Origin of the sequence: Alkalihalobacterium sp. APHAB7 (assembly GCF_048323755.1) — a bacterium.
Classification (GTDB): Bacteria; Bacillota; Bacilli; order Bacillales; family Bacillaceae_F; genus Alkalihalobacterium.
In genome coordinates this window covers 85,436-104,249 of sequence record NZ_JBLWFS010000006.1, presented here as the reverse complement: position 1 = coordinate 104,249, position 18,814 = coordinate 85,436, and the positions used below count along the sequence as shown (strand labels likewise).

Genomic DNA, 18,814 nt, shown 5'->3' with positions numbered 1-18,814 from the left:
CCTTTGTTTTTATAAACCATAAAAGGGGAGTGAGGAAGTGAAAAAGGTTTGGATTTGTGTTTGCTTATTGTCAATTGTAATCATTATGGCCGGGTGTGGAAACTCAGGGGATGAAGTAAGGCAGGTTGATCAGGTCAGTCTTCAAGTGACCTCATCTGGAAGTGATTATTTTATTGCATCAGGTTTAGCGAAGCTTGCTTCAGATCAAGATTTACCGTTGAGAATAACAATTCAAGAAGTTGGTGGACATGTAGAAGGGTTTCGTAGAGTTGGTCAAAAAAACGCTGATTTTGCTTTAGGAACATCGGTAAATGCAATATTAGCTTACGAGGGTAGGGCAAATTTTGAAGGGGAAGATTTAACTGATTTAAGGGCTGTTCTAGGTGCACCGTCCCAAATTATGCAGTTTATCGTAAGAGCAAATTCTGGTATTGATACAATTGATGATTTTACGGGCAAAATTCGAATTGCTTCCTTTCAGGGTACAGGAATGTTAGTTATTGAGGATGTTTTAGAGTTATATGGGATGAAAAAAGATGTGGATTATACATTAGAAACATTAACAGCCCAAGAAATGGCAGATCAGATGGCGGATGGTAATATTGATATGTTTGTCACTTGGACGTCTGTTCCTTCTCCTGTCTACTCTAATCTAGATACAACAACACCAATAAAGATACTACCGTTGAAGGAAGAGGTCCTTGATTTAATGTTTGATAAGTGGGATCCTACAGGGTTTCCTGTAACGATTAAGGCTGGTGAATATAACGGTCAGACTAAGGATGTTCTTACAACTGGTGGAGGAAAAGTGTTCTTAACAAATAAGGAAGTAGATGATGAAACTGTTTATTACTTTACAAAATTGCTTCTAGAGAATGTCGAACAATTATCCGAATATCATCCAACTGCTTCTGAAATCTCAATGGAGAATGCGTTAAGAGGGGTTAATTTACCATTACATCCAGGTGCAGAAAAGTATCTGAAAGAAATTGGGGTAATTGAAGAGTAATGTTGAAATTAGTTTATTAGAAGAATTTTTCTCGTTTTTAACTAATTATAGAGGGGCGTGAATATGGATACTCTAGTTAATTTAGAGCCAATGCTGTCACCGAAATCAATTACAATTATTGGTGCATCGGCAGAGGCAGAAGCTAAAATCAGTGCAAGGCCTTTAGTTAATCTAAAAAAAAGTGGGTATAAAGGCAAGATATATCCAGTAAATCCGAAGTATAAGGAAATTGGTGGTTATCCTTGTTTTAGTACAATTGAAAGTTTGCCCATGGACATTGACCTTGCAATAATAATTGTTAAAGCTAGTAATGTTTTATTTACGCTAGAACGACTAGCAGAGCGTTCAATAAAAAGTGCTGTTGTTTTTAGTTCAGGTTTTTCTGAAATTGGGGCAGAAGGAGAGGAGCTCCAAAGAAAATTAACTGAATTTAGCAAAAGAAATAATATTCCAATATGTGGACCTAATTCTGTTGGCTTCTTAAATAAAAAAGACGGGGTTTATGCATCATTTGCTATGGTAGATCGAATAGACAAAGCAGATCCTGTTGCGTTTATTACACAAAGTGGTGCGTTTGGTTCATTGACTTCTGTGATGGCAAACGAGCTAGGAATAGGTTATAACTATTTTGTTTCGTCAGGTAATGAAGCATCCGTAGATTTTTTTGATTACGTTGATTACTTTGCTAAACAAGAAGATATAAACGTTATAGGGGGTTATTTAGAGGGGGCAAGGAATTTTAATAAAATGGATCAGGCAATAAAAGTTTGCCAAGAGAAAGAAAAACCACTTATTCTACTAAAAGTTGGAAAGTCTGATTTAGGTGCAAAGGCGGCAACTTCTCATACTGCTTCTTTAGCTGGGAACCAAAAAGTTTATGATAGCTACTATAAACAAAATAATGTCATACAAGTATCAAATGAAGATGAATTGGTAGACACAATGACTTTGTTTAATAGAGCAAGGTCGTCACCTAATCGGGGAGGAATAGGGATTATTTCGGTTTCTGGAGGTGCAGGAATTGTAATGGCTGATAAGTGTGAAGAATATGGAGTGGAGATGGCGAAGTTAAGTGATGAGACAATAAATAAATTAACAGAGCTATTACCTCCATTTGCTTCTGTAAAAAATCCAATAGACGTTACTGCACAAGCAATACAAAGCTTAGACAAATTAGAAGAATGTACAAATATATTGTTAGATGATGAAAGTGTTGAAGTCGTAGTGTTCTATACACAAGTTTCGGATGGTATTGCGCACTTAATCGTTCCCGTGTTAACAAATATTTCAAAAAATGCTCAGAAGACATTTGTTGTTTGTTGGGGCGGTGCCTCCTCAAAAACAAAAGAAAGTTTATTAGATAGTGGTGTATGTTGGTTACCAACACCTACTCGGACAATAAAAGCGGTTCAGAATGTCCTATCCTATAATAATAACAAAATTCGATTGTCGAATCGCTCACATCAAAGTATTAGATTGACTAAACCTATTGTCTTAAAGGGGGAAGAAGGGCCTATAGTTGAAACTGTTGGAAAAGAACTACTAAGACAGTATGGGATAAGTACACCAAAAGGTGAACTGGCGAAGTCACAGGAAGAGGCAATTAATATAGCGGAGAAAATTGGTTTTCCTGTAGTCTTAAAAGTTGTATCTCCTCACATTAGTCATAAAAGTGATGCTGGAGGAGTGAAAATAAATATACGCAATGTAGAGGAATTAATTAATAGTCTTAAAGAGGTTTATCTAAAAGTAGAAAGATATGACCCAACTGCTAAAATAGAGGGTGTCCTTATAGAAGAGATGATAGAAGGGGGAACTGAAATTCTCATTGGATCCTATAAAGATCCTATTTTTGGCCCATGTATTATGTTTGGTCTAGGAGGTATTTTTGTCGAGATACTAAATGATGTAGTAGTAAAACCTGCTCCTCTTAGTATAGAAGGTGCTTTTGAAATGATTAGAGGTATTAAAGCATATCCTATTTTACAAGGAATTAGAGGAAGAAATCAAGGTGATATTACTGCACTTGCAGAGTCGTTAGTAAGGGTGTCTGAACTTTGCTGGGATCAAAGAAGTTGGCTTGAAGAACTTGATATAAACCCATTAATTTTACATGAAGAAGGAAAAGGTGTAACGGCCCTGGATGCATTACTAATAGGAAAGGGGAGGGATATCAACTGTAATGAGTGAAAGCAGAAAAGATTATACTTTTAATAAAATGAAAGAAATTGATGCTCAATTAAATAGAATAGCCTCCAATTCTGCAAATGATTTAAAATTTATTAAGGTGACTGAACATAATTATGTATTCCCAAGCTTTGGAAACGTTGGGGTTATTATGACTAATGAAGGAGTAATTATTGTAGATTCAGGGTTAAATACTGAGTATGCCGAAAAGATCTACATGGAAATTCGTCGGAATACAATTGCGCCTATCAAACATATCATTTATACCCATGGTCACTTTGATCATGTAAATTCAGCGCATGTATTTAAAGAAAAGGATACACAAGTAATTGCACATGAGAATGTTATTAAACGGTTTCAAACTTACAATAGTCTGATGGAACATACCACTCGTATCAATGCAGTCCAATTTCAAAATAAAACAGATAATAAAAAGAACTTTGACTTTATATATCCCGATATTATTTTCAACGATCAATATCATTTATGTTTAGGTGGAAAAGACATCTACATTACTCATGGTAAAGGTGAAACGGACGACCATTGTTTCGTTTATTTACCAGATGATCATCTGGTTTATTGTGGTGACTTTTTTATCTGGTCGTTCCCTAATATAGGGAACCCTCTAAAAGTTATTCGTTATGAACGGGAGTGGTTTGAAGCATTAGAAAAAATTATGCAGTTACAACCAAAAATTTTAGTTCCTGGACATGGAGAGGTATTATATGGAAAAGAGGAGATCCAAATTGCCTTATCCGATGTTATTGATACTCTTCGTTTTATACATGAAGAAGTTATATTACATTTGAACAAAGGGACCTCCTTGGAAGATATGTTAGAACTAATTAAACTTCCTGAAAATTTACAAAAAAGTAAATATGTTCGACCTTCTTATGGATGTCTTGAATTTGCAATTAGGGGAACTTACAGAAGGTATGCTGGATGGTTTGATGGAAATGCAACAAATTTAAGACCGAAAAAAAGTTATCAAGTTGCAGTTGAAATATGTTCATTGATTAATGATCCAGATATCATCATAAAAAGGTCTAAAACCTTAGTAAATGACGGAAATTACCAAATGGCATTGCATTTACTTGATCTTTTAGTTCTTTCCGAGCAGCATCCAATGGCAAAGAAACTTAAGAGAGAAGTAGTAAGGAAGTGTGCAGATGCAAGTGACAATTTTATTATGAGAAATATTTATAAAGAACTTTCAAATAGATAGTCCTTTTAAAATATCCAGAATATTTAAAAAATGGAGGGTTTAATATGTCAATTAACGAGAAAGAATTAAATCAAAAAAATGAAGGAGTTAAAACAAAGGTCATAGATTGTGATATTCATGAAATGTTGAAATCCGTGAAACAGCTATTCCCTTATCTAAAAGAACCTTATAAGAAATGGATTAAATATGGATGGAGGCCAGGAGGGCTTCGATATGCACATCCAATTGGTGGTCTTCGTTTAGATTCATACCCGGATAAGGGGTTGCCTGGTTCTGATTATGAATTAGTAAAAAGACAGGTTTTAGACGAATACAATGTAGAGTATGCGATTTTAACTGGATTATTTTATCCTTCTCAATTAGACTGTCAACGGGAACTAGCATCCGCACTGGCTAGTGCATACAACGATTGGGTGATCGATGAATGGTTGAGTAAGGATTCACGATTTAAAGCTTCAATCCAAATAACAGGGCAAGATGTTCCTGCTTCAGTTAGAGAAATTGACCGTTTAGGACCACATCCTGATATGGTGCAGGTTATGTTACCAGTGTCAGCCTGGAGATGGGGAGAGCCTCAATTTCATCCTATCTTTGAGGCTGCTGAACGTCATAATTTACGAATTGCCTTCCATCAAAGTGATAAAACATCTCCGGCGTATGGTCATCCAAACTATTATATAGAATGGCACTCAATGTTTACTCAGGCATTTATGGCTCAAGTTGGTAGTTTAATATTTAATGGAGTATTTGATAAGTATCCAGGGATAAAGGTAATTATGTTAGAAGGTGGATTTACATGGGTACCTCATGTGATGTGGCGAATGGACCAAAATTATAAATCACTGCGCTCCGAAGTACCTTGGGTTAAACGTATGCCAAGTGACTATATTAGAGACCATTTTGTGTTTTCTACTCAGCCCATTGAAGATCCTAACCCTAAATATTTGAAACAAATTGTTGATATGATGGAGAGTGATCAAATGCTAGTGTTTGCAACAGATTACGCACACTGGGATTTTGACTCACCAACTCGTTCTCTTCCTACAAGTTTCTCAAAAGAGTTTAAGCAAAAAGTTCTATATGATAATGCAAAGAGATTTTATGGTTTTGATTAGAAGTTATTATAATGAGGTTGGGTTAAAAGGAACTCTTAATATAATGTTTAATATTAGTCTATGTTAATACGTTTAATTTTAATAAGAATACTAATTGATTGAAAGATGGAAGAAACCCAAAGTTATAAGGAGGAAAAGGATGAAACAATTTGTATGCAAGATAGAAGATATCAAACCGAATGGAATGAAAGCAGTTTCTCTAGGTAAAAGAGAAGTTGTAGTTATCCGTGATAATAATGATAGATTTTATGCATTTCGTGATTTCTGTCCGCATCAAGGTACAAGATTAAGCGATGGGCGAGTAAGTGGAACGACCTTATGTACAGATAAGCTTGGAGAGCATATCTGGGCAAAAGAAGGAGAAGTTATTGCTTGTCCCTGGCATCGTTGGGAATTTGATGTAAATACCGGTTGTTCATTGTTTAGTGATAAGACACGTATCAAGAATTATAAAGTGGTTAAAGAGGATGACAACCTTTTGATAGAACTATAAATTAGGAATAAGAAATACAAAAAGCAATAAAGCTCTTCCGTTTGCTATATATTATTTGGTGAACCCAAAAATATATAGCACTTCGGTGGAGTTTTTTTAAATACACAATTAAAAGCTTTTTCAAACACTAGGAATAGCTGAAATTTTTTATGTAAAATATCTAAAGGCACTAACAGACTAGTATCACTTTATATTTATATTCAACAGTGAACACCCTTTTAGCCATAACAATAATACTCCCCTTCAGTATATAGGTTTTATTTTTTAACCTGTCTACCTAGAGGGGAGCATTTTAATATTGGCTAACTATTATAGATATTAAATTCAACTGCAGTAAATATTGGGGCGCTAAGTATTTGTTTTTATAGCAATCGTAATAGTTGTAGATATATTTGCCCTATAATTAATAAGGTAATCCCAAAAAAAATGTTCCAAACAAATCCATTTTGGTGTAAACTCCTACCATTTTGGCTGCTAGCTATAAATAAGGGCATTGTAATTGGGCCTGTTATGAAAGTTATCGATACACCTAATAAAAGTGAGAGTGTTATTAATTCAGGTGAGTAACCTGAAGGTATATCTATAATAATACCAGATAACAAAACCATAGCGGAAATTGGTGGCAAACCTGAAAATCCGAGTAATAAGATCATAATTGTTAATCCAACTAATAAATCTAATTTTAACCATTCAATTATCAACAAATATTTATTAAACAACACATCACCAATGCCAGTATACTTTAAAGTTGAAACTAATATACCAACAGAAATAAGTAGTGTCATTTCTTGTTGTTTATTTTTCATTTCATAACTTGTGAATATCTTCCATAGCTTGATATACCGAATAATATCACGATTATAAGTAAAATAAATTAGGGTAACGAATAGTGTTACGAGAGGGACAACAACAAGAATTTCTATATTAGCTATCTGATGTAAGAAAAATATTAAACTAATTAATAATCCAATCCAAAAGAAAAAATCGTATAATAACTTTTTATCATATTTTTCATTATTTATAGTAGTTTCAAATCTAGTTGTTACGTTTAATCTCTTTATTTGTATTAGATAGATAAATAGACCAATAACTAAGCCAATCATGGATAAACCTAGTCCTTTTACCATTGTTGAAAAAAGAGGTGCGTTAGTTCCTGCAATCCCGTAAGCAAAAGCTGGATTAATTGTCGTCCAAAATACTGATAAGGCAAAGCCTCTCATTATAGCTGAACTTAATGTGAAATCCCATGCAAGAGAATTTATTTGAGACTTTTCTCCCCTTTTGAATAGTTGAAATACAAAAGCAATTGATGCTATTCCCATAAAGAATGCAGAAAAGAAGGATATTATATTAGAGAGGGAATATACATGAATGAGTTTTCTAGTCTTTTGTTTTTTTTCTTTTCTTTGTAGAAAATGAGTTAATGTGGATACGTAGGGTTTATAACTTATAATCCAATTTATCAATGATATTAAAATAACTAGAGGTATAATTTCTCTCATTTCTTGTAGGCCAATCCAGAGAATTTTGAAACTTGATCTGGTTATAAACAATATTCCTAAGGAAAAAACGATTAAGATAGAAGGCATAATTAATGTTTTTTTGCTAAGAGAGGGAATGCTAGAAAGTAGAATTATTAGGCCTGTTAAGGATAGGAGAACATCAACTGATGGTATCCATGGAATTTTAAACATAAAGTGAATGAAAATAAAGGAGATTACAGTCCAAACAAATATGTTATCAATCCCTTTTTTCATACTCAGCACCTCAAAATCTTATAAAGATATTAAAACCTCGAAAGTATTGAAAGGGGAATTCACAGACGTTGCAACCTTGTCTAATAGTTTTTGATTCAATTATATTTTCATGACCAGCAAGTAAATCAAATAGTGCAACTATTAATTAACTTTAGAAAAGCCTTATCTTTTGGCTTCATAACAGTTTCTCGGTGAAAAATTATATAAAAATGACGTGATATTTTAAGGTTTTTAATATTATAAGGTTTTAATAAACCTAGCTGTATTTCTTTTTTTATTGCATTTTTAGAGATTATTGATATCCCTAAACCAGAATTAACAGTTGATTTTATGGCTTCCGTACTTCCCAATTCTAGAATAATATTTAGTTCCTTAGGGTTGAGACCGGCCTTTGACATATATTCAGCCATTACCGTTCGAGTCCCAGAACCTTCTTCTCGTAATATCATTGGTAAACATTTTAATTCGTTTAACGTTATTTGAGTTTTAGTTGGGTCGAAAAATTCAGGATTTGCTATTACAACGAGCTCGTCTTCCATAAAAGGCTCTAATATTAGTTCTTGATTATAAATAGGAGCTTCAATTAACCCTATGTCAAGCACGTGATCTTTTATTTTAGATGCGATTTGACGACTATTACTAATATCAACGGTCAGTTGTATTAATGGATAATTTTCTTTGAATTTACCTAATATTTGCGGTAAAATATTTTCTCCGATAGTTAAACTACAAGCAATATTTAATTGACCGTGTATCTTTTTTGAAATTCTTAATATTTCGTTTTGAGCAGTTTCAAATAAATGAATTATGTCTTTGGCATATTGATAAAAAATTTTAGCAGACGGTGTTAATGTAACTCGTTTTGTGGTTCTTTCAAACAGAGTTGTATTTAAATGCTTTTCCAGTGATTTAATTTGAGACGTAATTGTAGGTTGAGATAGGTATAGAACTTTTGCAACAGCTGAAAAACTTCTTTTCTCAGCAACTAAAATAAAGGTTCTTAATTGCTCATAATTCATAGCATACATCCTTTATACCGAGTATTTTACTTAAACCTTTAAAATAAGAGCTACCAGGTTATTTGATTAAGGATTTTATCAATACAGTGATGATTACCTTAGTGTAATGAAACCACCTAATAAGTAAACCATTAATAGTGCAATAACGGTAATAGAAAATGATGCAGCAATTCCAATGTAGAAAGGTTTGATACCAAGACCTTTAAAGACTTTTATGTTTGTTGTTAATCCAACTCCAGCCATTGCAATCACCATAATATATTTTGACCCTAGCAAATTCAAAGTTTGCCATAAGGTTTCCCATTTATTAGGATCCAATAGACCAAAGGCTAAACCTTGATTAACTGAAGTAGAATCACCAATTGTACGAATGATTGCCATTACTATAAAGCCTACAACAAAAAGAGGTATCAAAGAGTACCATTTAGGACTAGTGAAGTTTTCTTGATTTTCTTTGGTAACTCTATTTATATAATAGTACGACATAATTGGAACAACTATAATAAGTAGAGCATTTCTGGTGAGCTTCGTAATAGTTGCAACATCAATGATTTGTGGCATATTAAATGCCTGACTGTAAATAAGTGCAGCACCAGCTACCTGTGCGGTTTCGTGGATTGAGGCACCCAAAAACAAACCTGCTTTAATGGGATCGTTTTCAAATAGATAGTAAGCTAAGTACGGATAAAAAAACATTGCGATAATACCAAAGACTGTGATATTAGCGATAGCATAAGCTGTTTCTTCATCATTTGCTTTAATTGCAGGAGCTGTCCCAACGATAGCTGTAACACCACAGATTCCTGTTCCTATTGCTGTGAGTGTGCCAAGTCGATGTGATTGGTTCATTTTATTTGTAAACCATAAAGTAATGATCAAACCACAAATCACACAAACTAGGATTATTGGTAATCCCCAAGCTCCTAATGTAATGACATCAAAAAAGCTTAATCGAATTCCTAAAAGAATAATGCCTAACTTCAATAAATATTTTACAGAGAAGGCAACACCATCTTTAAAAACTTTATGCAGTCCGATGACATTTCTAATTATTAGACCTAATATTATAGATAGGAAAATTCCAGAGATCGGACTCGTGCTTTCTTTGGGGAGGTTCTGTAAATAATTAATACCAATCCCTAGCCATTTAGACAATAATTCACCACATAACATTATTATTAAACATAATATAACTCCTGGTAGAATAGATAATGTTTTTTTCATTATATTTCCTCCAATATAATTTAATACTAAAATAGTTGATATTACATTTTTATAGAGTTTTAAGTAAAATAGTTATTGTAATGTTTAATTTGAATTATTAACAAATGTTATAACACCAAATGTTATAACACTTTTCAAATATATTTAGGGAACTATCATATATAAAACTAGTGGAAGAAATAGGAGCAAACAAGCTAGATAATTTATTGAGTTAACTGCAAGCAAAGACATGGAACGAAAGGGCGATTACTTGTTACGAGAAATGTGGCTTTCAAAAAGTAAAAGTACTTCCTAAACGGGAATTACACGACGGCGAATATAAAGATAATCAAATTATGCGGATCACACATGAGGAGTTCAAGGGTAACTGATAATTGGAAGACGAAGCAGAGGCTGTTCCTATGAAACAGCTTCTGTTTTTATTGTACCGCACTCACTTTTACAAAAAAACCGAAAAATAGTATAGTAGTGGTACAGAAGTGATGGGGAGATGGATGGAGTGGATTTGAAATATAGAGAAAATAGCGTATGGAAAACAACAGGGATGTTATGGTTAGGAGTTGCTGTTCTAAATCTTATTTGTCTAGTATTTCTCTTTATTGGGTTAGGGTTTAGTGCCTATACAGTTATTGTCGCGATTATTATTAGCTGTAATGTGGCATTAAGTATAGTTATAGGAATTTATTATTTACGTTTAAATGACATTACATATATACAACTGGAAAATGACAGGTTGTTAGTTCATAAAGGCCTTATTCGTTTGAAGCGGCAAATTAACTATGATGATATTGAAGAAAGTAGAATTAGTGACAATAAACTAATCTTACTATTGACGAACGGAAAAGAAGTTGAGATTAATTTGGACTTATTAAAAATAAGAGACTTTGACAAACTCAATATTAAATTGAGTGAGCATGTTGAAATAAGACAAGCAAATTAACGCACGATTAGATACTCGCAGACAGCAACCCCATGCGGGTATTTTTGTTTGAATTGTGTAGATAAATGAGTTTTGGATATCCATAGAAAAAGGATAGTTGTACGATGAAGATGGTTCCTGCATCATTTCTCATGAACAGTACATGAGCTTCATGCAGACAGTATTTTGGATATTGTGCAGGGCATACTTGGCTTAAACGATGATATAGCGCGCTCTTGTTAATAAGGGGACCCTTGAGGAGGAAAGAGATGACTATACTAGGAACCGAACGGTTAATATTACGAAAGATGACTGATCAAGACGAAGATCATCTTATGAAAATATTTTCCGATCCCATTGCGATGCAGTACTATACATCAACTAAGACGAGAGAAGATGCACGAAAATGGATAAACTGGAATATAAAGAATTACGAAAAACATCAGTCGGGGCTTTGGATGTGTGAGTTAAAAGATACAGGAACATTCGTTGGTCAGTGTGGGATTGTTCCGCAGATCGTAGATGGTCAAGAAGAAATGGAAATTGGTTATTTATTTGTTCGAGACTACTGGGGAGAAGGATTTGCAACGGAAGCAGCAAGCGCTGTTCGGGACTATGGTTGGAATAAGCTTCAATTGTCTCGTTTAATCTCGATGATCTATAAATACAATACCCCTTCGATCAAAGTTGCCGAACGAATAGGAATGGTCTTCGTGAAGGAAACGAATATTAAAGATCGACCTACCTTCATTTATTCCGTTAATTTGAAAGTAAGGTAGGGATGTTTGGGGGAGCGATTAATAGGTTTCATGAAGGAGGTACCTTTTGATTTGGCATATACTAATTCTCGTTATTGCGTCTAATCTAGATGATTTAGCGGTAGGTTTTTCACTCGGTATGAGAGGGAAAATCCCTCTAAAGGTTATATTCACCATTGCTATCTTTTCGGGACTAACGATGGGCACGGGGTTATATTTTGGAGACATAATCGCTCATGTGTTACCAGAGCATTTATTATTATATTTAGCTTCCTTTGTTTTTCTTCTCATTGGCTTATGGTTTTTATGGGATGCTAGAAAATCGAATCAAAAAGAGACCGGAGAAAAAAAGCTAGATCTCAGCTTAAAAGCCGCGGTCGTTTTAGGAGTTGCATTAGGTATTGACTCTTTAGCCGCAGGCTTTTCAGGTGGGTTGGCAGGTTTTCCAATTATACTTTCAAGTGTATTGGCTTTTGTGACTAGTTTTCTCTTTATATGGGGTGGATCCAAATTTGGTCATTTAGTGGCGCTAAATATATTTAAAAATCATGCAAGCTTGATATCTGGATGGTTATTCATTATTCTGGCTATCTTTATAATGTTAATTTAATTCACTTGGTCGCAGTTGTTCTGCGATCAAGTGTTTTTGGTTTACTTGTGTTTTTGATACGAAACAAATAAGTCAAACAACTTCTATATAAAAAAAGGGTGGCATAATCATATATATTCGATAAATAGGAAGCAGGATAGGACCTAAAGGGGGAGTTACTAAAAGGAGGGCTTCTATGAGTGGAATTCAACTAAATGAGGTAAAAGTTAACCCAACCAAGCAGTCATTTTCTTTAATGACTGGAGTATTAGTGTGGTGTGGACTCGTAGTATTATCAAGCATGTATATTACGATCCCGCTTATTTCAGTATTTAGTTCAACTTTTGAAGTTTCATTACAACAAGCAGCTCTAACAGGAAGTGTTTTCTCCCTTTTCTACGCACTCGGTTGTTTAATTTCTGGGGCACTATCTGATCGATTTGGACGCAAAGCCTTTTTAATAATTGGAATTTGCTCCATTACAATTGTTACTCTTTTGATTGGATTTGTCGAAAGTTTTTATTGGTTACTGATCTTAAGAGCGATTCAAGGAGCCGTTGCTTCTGTGTATGCCCCTATCTCTCTTGTTTACGTAGGGGAAGTGTATCCTACTGAGAAGCGATTGACGACCATCGGATTTATTACCTCAGGTTTTTTGACGGCAGCTATTTTCGGGCAGGTGTTGAGCAGTGCGATCCATGAGCTTTGGAGCTGGCCAGTTATCTTTTTTACTCTCACAGCGTTGTATTTTATTTCCAGTCTTCTTGTTATTTTCGTACTTCCTCGAGAGGAACGAAACTCGAACGGAGTACGCGTGTGGGATATTTTTAAACAAATGGCGGTCTTGCTGAAAAATAAACAGTTACTGCTTACATTTTTCATTACGTTTCTAACACTCTTTTCACTCGTGGCCATGTATACGATATTGGGCAGCTATTTAAGTATAAATACGTTTGGGTTGTCGAGCCAAGAAATTTTAACGGTTCGAGCAGTCGGGATTTTTGGCATTATATTAGCTCCTTTTGCTGGAAAGCTTTCTAATAGATACGGTATTTCAAATGTATTACGTGTGGGAATGGTTCTTGCAACCTTAGGAGTGGCGATGATAGGTATCTTCTCCAATTTAATTTTGATTGTTCTTATGAGTGTTGTATTTGTTGCAGGCATTGCATTAGTTTGTCCCGTCACAATATCTATGGTCAGTATCTTAGGAGAAAAAGTAAGAGGGACTGCGGTTACATTTAATGCCTTTATTTTATTTGTGGGGGCAAGTGCAGGGCCGGTTATAGCGATTTTTCTGTTAGATGTTTTGAATTATACAATAAGTTTCATCGTACTTGGGGCTATTCTATTTATAGGGTGGATCGTATCTATGTATATTAAAGTTAAGTAATGATGCAAGTTGTAGCCTGCTCAAATGGGAACTCATAACTAGTGATTGAGGGAGGGTTGTCGTTTGAGTCAGTGTTTCATAACTAACCATTTACAAAGTAGTTGGTAATTGAGGAACGTATTTTTTTCTTTATAAGAAGAATGAAATGATCCAAAAAACAAACCTACTGAAAAGGGGATTTTAAGGGAACACCACTTTTCATAGTAGGCCAATCATTTCGTCATTATAAGTTCTGTTCATTCCTTTCTAGAAGTACGGATGGCAATTATTGATTTTTCATAAAATAAGCCGTAGATTTATTCTTCAGTTTCCCCAGAGCTCTCTTTAGAAAGTCACCCAGATCCTTTGACGATTTTACTCGTTCATAGGTTGCTTCAAACTCTTCAGATCGAATCGGGTATTGCTCTCCACTTGGTTCAGTAATTAAATAGTCACCTGGTAAACCTCTTACTGTACCTTCTGCTGTTTCTATAGTAATCGATCTTTTCAGTTTTACCGCTTCTACGACGACCGGTATTTTTCTGTATTTAGGCATATAATCCCTCCCTCCAAAGCCAACCACTTTCCAATACAATGTTTTAATAGGATGAAGAGTTTGGGATGTAAGTCCTATTTTTTATCAGAGTAGATGAATTAACAGGTGGCTCAAACTTTTAACCTAAACTTATTTTCAACAATATAAAAAGGGTTGGTACCTACTAACTTAATTTCAACGTATGCAGCATGTCAGTAGTTTGTGACAGGTTCTCTATAAGTTCGTATGTAATCGCCTCTAGGTTAAACTACGCTTCTTTTATTACAGGTAGGCTAATAATGAATGTCGTTCCTTTTCCTTTTTGACTTGTGACTTCAATGGTACCTTCCATCGAGTGGATAATACTGTATGAAATCGTTAAGCCGAGTCCAGTACCTCGTTCTTTTAAAGAATAAAAAGGAGTACCCAAAGCTTGCAATTCGTCTTTCGACATCCCGCAACCGTTATCTTTTATAAAGATGTAGTAGAAGTTTCGATTTTTTGATACGGTGACGGTAACTACTTCTCCTTTTGTGGAAACCTCGATCGCATTCTTGATGATATTTATAAGCACTTGTTGGAATTTCTCAGGGTAGCCTTTTATTAAATAGTTTTTCTCAGGAGGTAAGTAATACTCGACCCCCACACCTTTCATGAGTGCGTAAGATGACAGGGTGTGAGTGATCCGATTGATTTGTTCCTGAATATTGATCGTTTCGAGCTTTCCAGCTTGTGGTTTTGCTAATGTTAGATAATCGTTGAGGATCGTTTCAGCCCGACTTAATTCATTTGTAATAATTGCATAGTGTTCGCGGTGTTTTTCAGGAGTATCTATATCTTGTTTTAAAATTTGAACAAAACCGTTGACGACGGTCATTGGATTTCTTATTTCATGAGCAACACTTGCAGCCATTTGCCCGACAATATTAAGTTTTTCTGACTTTTCTAGTTTGACTTGTAATTGTCCATGCTCTCGTATCGTTTCTATCACATAAATACAGACCCACATCATCAATATGTGCATGACTATAAAGAACAAATAGAAAATATAGACATCGTTCGATGAAAATCCAAAAATTATTTGAATGGTTAAAATAATAAGGATCGTATTAATGGAAGTAAGTACTAACGTTGATTTAATTTTTTTATTGTATGAAAAGGCTTCGTAATTTCTAAAGTACATAAATAAAAGGATCAACGATAATGAATAGACTAGTAAAACGGAGTATATACCAATTCCACCAATAACCAAACGAAAGGCAAACATCATGATGGTCACGAAAATTCCGATAGGAAAGCTCCCATATAAGAAAGAGAGGATCCAAGGAATCGTCCGTAAATCCATCATGTTTCCACTACTGAAGGAAACGGGAAAAGACATACATAAAAAAATAGCCAGGCCGCTTAAAAATCCTACGATTAAATTATTATATTTTTTTAGGTATTTGTTGTTTTTTAGTATCGTGTAATAGAGTAAGGTTGGAAATAAAATAAAAACGCCTTGTAATAATAATTGCTGCAGCATGAATATATATTCTCCTCTTTTTCTATACTTACTACCGTATAGTTCTAGAAAATGGTTAAATTTCCTCTAGTTATTAACCAACTCCTACTATTATATCTATTATTTTCCATAAACTAGGTTAATTACTTTTAGTAGGGTGTTTTATAAATTTTTGTTGCTATGGGATCGTTTTTGTTCAAAAGCTTCACATAAAAGCGTGAAGCAACAATCTTTGAGAAATGAGCCTTTTGTTAAACTATTGTGGTTTGTAGTTACCCTGTTAATTTTGAAAATTACTTGATTATTTGAATGTTCAAAGTAATTGACTGGTCAATCTGTTAGTATGGCAGTATACCGTTTTTAGTGCAGGAGGAGGGATAAAATGAGTGTAAAAAATATAGAAGAGTTCTTGAAAGACCAAAATGAGACGATAAAAGATCTTTACGAATCGGTACTTACGAATCACTGGATGGCTGCAACAACAGGAGACAAAAAGTGGAGTGAACAGCATGAAAAAGCTTTAAATACATATTATAGTCATTTTTCCGGCAAAGAATTGATGGATCAGGTGTTATATTTTCGAGGCGCACAGGGCTTAGAATACAAACAACAACGACAATTAGATGATATCTATCGAAAAATGCTCAAAAATCAACTCAGTGCTGAGTCGCTAGGTAAAACGTTGGAACTTGAAAAGGAAATCTCACAAACGTTTACTGCTTTTCGTCCCATTTTGCAAGGCAACGAAGTAACAAATAATGAGATCAATGACATTCTTAAGAATAGTCACGACCTTGTTCAAAGAGAAGAAGCATGGCTTGCCAGCAAGCAAATTAGTAAAAAAATCGAAGCGCAAGTCTTGCAATTGGTACATAAACGTAATGAAGATGCAAGGGTGTTAGGATATGATAATTTTTATCAGATGTCTATGGAAACACAAGAGTTAGATATTAATAATGTTTTTCAGATATTAGAAGACTTAAAGGAACAATCTGATGCTCCATTTGAGAAATTGAAACAAGAAATCGATGAAGAATTAGCAAAAAAGTGGGGAATTTCGGTAGGTGATATTCGACCATGGCATTATACAGATCCTTTCTTTCAAGAAGCGCCTGCTGTTCAAGGAATAGATATAGATAGTTATTTTAAAGGAAAAAATGTAGTGGAAATGGCTAACCAAACCTTTCAGGCAATAGGACTAGACATTGAGGACGTTTTGAAGCGGAGTGATTTATACCCTCGAGTAAATAAAAATCCATTTGGGTTTTGCTCGGATATCAATCGAGAAGGAGATGTCAGAATACTAGTAAACTTGGATAAGAGTCTATTTTGGTGTACGGCTTTACTGCATGAGCTCGGTCATGCAGTGTATTTTAAAAACATTGATCGTCAATTACCATTTGTTCTTCGCTTTCATTCGCATACGTTAACAACTGAGGCGGTTGCATTATTCTTTGGTCGCATGAGTAAAATGGACCGTTGGCAGAAACGGTTTCTGGGCCTTAAGCCAAGCCAACTAGAAGAGATGAAGCCGTTTGCTAATAAGATGCTTCAGCGTCAAATGCTCGTCTCGGCTCGCTGGATTATAACATTTTCGACTTTTGAAAGAAAATTGTATGAAAATCCAAATCAAAACTTAAATCAATTGTGGTGGAAGCTCGTTCAAGACATTCAATTCATGAATCCACCAGAGCAGACTCATTTCCCAGATTGGGCAGCTAAAATGCACTTCTCCCTTGCCCCTGCTTCGTATCAAGACTATTTATTAGGCGAATTAACCGCATCTCAGCTGCATTGTTTTATTGAAAAGAATATATCAAATGATTTGTTTACGGAAGAGGTTGGATCGTATTTAGTTCATGAGTTCATTCGACCTGGAGCTTCATTGCATTGGAATGAAAAAATCAAAAGAGCAACAGGGGAATACTTAAATCCTCGCTATTTTATAAAGCAATTTTTAAGTTGATGATGTTTAGAAAGAAGGTAATGTCATGAATTTGCGAAAACAATTAACCGATCGATTTACCCCTGTGCTGAAACATATTGAAAAAACGCAAAAGGCTGTCAATTGGTCTGGTTCGGCGTGTATCGTTATTTCTAAGGACAAGATCGTAACAGAACAGTATTGGGGAAACCATTCCATTGGTCCGTTAGCGAGACCGATTCAAGCAGACTCCCAATTTCATGTAGCTTCGGTGCGGAAAAGCTATATCGGATTTGCGGTTGCCTATGCGGTTTATAATGGGTACATTCATTCAATGGATGATCTCGTAACAATCTATCTGAGCGACCATGATAGAAATGTTTTAGAAGGAACAACGATTCGGCTTCTCCTAACCCATACACATGGACTTCATATGAAAGACGGAACTCTTTTTCGTGAATTTCCTGCTGGTACCAGCTGGGCGTACCGTATGGTTAGTATAGATCTTTTAGCAGCGGTAATTAAGGTGACAACTGGTAAAACGATAGCGGAAATTCTCCAGAAAGAAGTGTTTAAACGAGTCGATTTTCATGAAACTGGCTGGTATGTTAAGTCAAATGAAAAGCTAGTCGATGTAATCCGTGAACCGAATGATCGAAATTGGGTGACAAGTGAAAGTACTGAAGGCGATAAGATGAATATGTATGTGTCTACCCGGGAACTTGCCTACTGGGGGTACCTTCATTTAAAACAGGGAGAAATAAATGGAGAACAAAAGGTAGTAAAAGAAATAATTGAACTCGCAACAGCTCTTCAATCCCCACGGTTAGTAGACCGAGATCTACCACAAAACGGCTTTCTATGGTTTGTAAAAGACTTGCCTGCTTTACAGTCTGAACTTGGTCCGCTTATTCCGAAAGGGGCCTATCAAATTTTAGGGTATACGAATGTTGCTCTATTGGTCATACCCAAACATGATATAGTTGTCGTGCGGATGTTAAATAGCTTCGGCTCTCCTAAAGGATATGACTATCTAGCTGATATTCGTAGTTTTGGAGATACGGTGATGAGATGTTTGTAAATCCTACATCAAAAGTTGTAGAAATGATCCATCTTCTGATCGGCGGAATTTGTGTTCTTCCTTGATAAACTAAGGATAAGAACTTGGGAGAGGGGCTTGAAAA

The 18,814-nt window shown here is 35.0% G+C and carries 16 protein-coding genes; 11 read left to right on the top strand and 5 right to left on the bottom strand.

Going from position 1 to position 18,814, the window contains the following annotated elements:
* Window positions 1-37 precede the first annotated feature (37 nt).
* The 5 genes from ACNSTQ_RS08365 (at window position 38) to ACNSTQ_RS08345 (ending at window position 6,029) form a co-directional block, all read left to right on the top strand.
* Window positions 38-1,009 carry a TAXI family TRAP transporter solute-binding subunit gene (locus ACNSTQ_RS08365; RefSeq protein WP_418199404.1) on the top strand — a complete coding sequence of 324 codons (972 nt, stop codon included), beginning with the start codon at window positions 38-40 and terminating at the stop codon, window positions 1,007-1,009.
* A gap of 63 nt (window positions 1,010-1,072) precedes the next feature.
* Complete coding sequence (locus tag ACNSTQ_RS08360; RefSeq protein ID WP_418199403.1) at window positions 1,073-3,199, top strand: acetate--CoA ligase family protein; 2,127 nt, start codon at window positions 1,073-1,075, stop codon at window positions 3,197-3,199.
* On the top strand, window positions 3,192-4,421 hold the full coding sequence (locus ACNSTQ_RS08355; RefSeq protein ID WP_418199402.1) for an alkyl sulfatase dimerization domain-containing protein: 1,230 nt from the start codon (window positions 3,192-3,194) through the stop codon (window positions 4,419-4,421). Before ACNSTQ_RS08360 ends, ACNSTQ_RS08355 begins: the two co-directional genes overlap by 8 nt.
* Window positions 4,422-4,465: 44 nt before the next feature.
* Window positions 4,466-5,536: an amidohydrolase family protein gene (locus tag ACNSTQ_RS08350; protein WP_418199401.1), complete on the top strand. Its 1,071-nt coding sequence runs from the start codon at window positions 4,466-4,468 to the stop codon at window positions 5,534-5,536.
* A 139-nt stretch (window positions 5,537-5,675) separates the two neighbouring features.
* The gene (locus ACNSTQ_RS08345; protein WP_418199400.1) at window positions 5,676-6,029 is read left to right on the top strand and encodes a Rieske (2Fe-2S) protein; all 354 of its coding nucleotides are present in this window, start codon (window positions 5,676-5,678) and stop codon (window positions 6,027-6,029) included.
* Between the two features lie 362 nt (window positions 6,030-6,391).
* Here ACNSTQ_RS08345 and ACNSTQ_RS08340 read toward each other — a convergent pair whose 3' ends face one another.
* From ACNSTQ_RS08340 to ACNSTQ_RS08330, 3 genes are all read right to left on the bottom strand, one after another.
* Window positions 6,392-7,786, bottom strand: coding sequence for a hypothetical protein (locus ACNSTQ_RS08340; protein ID WP_418199399.1), 1,395 nt, complete (start codon window positions 7,784-7,786; stop codon window positions 6,392-6,394).
* A 125-nt stretch (window positions 7,787-7,911) separates the two neighbouring features.
* Entirely contained in the window at window positions 7,912-8,805 is an 894-nt protein-coding gene (locus ACNSTQ_RS08335; protein ID WP_418199398.1) for a selenium metabolism-associated LysR family transcriptional regulator, read from the bottom strand.
* 93 nt (window positions 8,806-8,898) lie between these two features.
* Window positions 8,899-10,029: a YeiH family protein gene (locus ACNSTQ_RS08330; RefSeq protein ID WP_418199397.1), complete on the bottom strand. Its 1,131-nt coding sequence runs from the start codon at window positions 10,027-10,029 to the stop codon at window positions 8,899-8,901.
* A gap of 499 nt (window positions 10,030-10,528) precedes the next feature.
* Between ACNSTQ_RS08330 and ACNSTQ_RS08325 the strand changes: the two genes are divergently transcribed.
* The 4 genes from ACNSTQ_RS08325 (at window position 10,529) to ACNSTQ_RS08310 (ending at window position 13,688) form a co-directional block, all read left to right on the top strand.
* Window positions 10,529-10,969, top strand: a complete 441-nt coding sequence (locus tag ACNSTQ_RS08325; RefSeq protein WP_418199396.1) for a hypothetical protein — start codon at window positions 10,529-10,531, stop codon at window positions 10,967-10,969.
* Between the two features lie 248 nt (window positions 10,970-11,217).
* Window positions 11,218-11,727, top strand: a complete 510-nt coding sequence (locus ACNSTQ_RS08320) for a GNAT family N-acetyltransferase (protein WP_418199395.1) — start codon at window positions 11,218-11,220, stop codon at window positions 11,725-11,727.
* A gap of 46 nt (window positions 11,728-11,773) precedes the next feature.
* A complete protein-coding gene (locus tag ACNSTQ_RS08315) occupies window positions 11,774-12,316 on the top strand; it encodes a manganese efflux pump MntP family protein (protein ID WP_418199394.1) in 543 nt (180 codons plus the stop codon).
* Window positions 12,317-12,491: 175 nt separating this feature from the next.
* Window positions 12,492-13,688 carry an MFS transporter gene (locus ACNSTQ_RS08310; protein ID WP_418199393.1) on the top strand — a complete coding sequence of 399 codons (1,197 nt, stop codon included), beginning with the start codon at window positions 12,492-12,494 and terminating at the stop codon, window positions 13,686-13,688.
* 265 nt (window positions 13,689-13,953) lie between these two features.
* On the opposite strand, the gene ACNSTQ_RS08305 is transcribed toward ACNSTQ_RS08310, so the two are convergent.
* Window positions 13,954-14,223, bottom strand: coding sequence for a hypothetical protein (locus ACNSTQ_RS08305; RefSeq protein WP_418199392.1), 270 nt, complete (start codon window positions 14,221-14,223; stop codon window positions 13,954-13,956).
* A 247-nt stretch (window positions 14,224-14,470) separates the two neighbouring features.
* Entirely contained in the window at window positions 14,471-15,727 is a 1,257-nt protein-coding gene (locus ACNSTQ_RS08300; protein WP_418199391.1) for an ATP-binding protein, read from the bottom strand.
* A 361-nt stretch (window positions 15,728-16,088) separates the two neighbouring features.
* Between ACNSTQ_RS08300 and ACNSTQ_RS08295 the strand changes: the two genes are divergently transcribed.
* Window positions 16,089-17,672 (top strand): M3 family metallopeptidase, encoded by a 1,584-nt coding sequence (locus ACNSTQ_RS08295; RefSeq protein WP_418199390.1) that lies wholly within the window; start codon window positions 16,089-16,091, stop codon window positions 17,670-17,672.
* A gap of 25 nt (window positions 17,673-17,697) precedes the next feature.
* Window positions 17,698-18,711 (top strand): serine hydrolase domain-containing protein, encoded by a 1,014-nt coding sequence (locus ACNSTQ_RS08290; protein ID WP_418199389.1) that lies wholly within the window; start codon window positions 17,698-17,700, stop codon window positions 18,709-18,711.
* The last annotated feature ends 103 nt before the right edge of the window (window positions 18,712-18,814 follow it).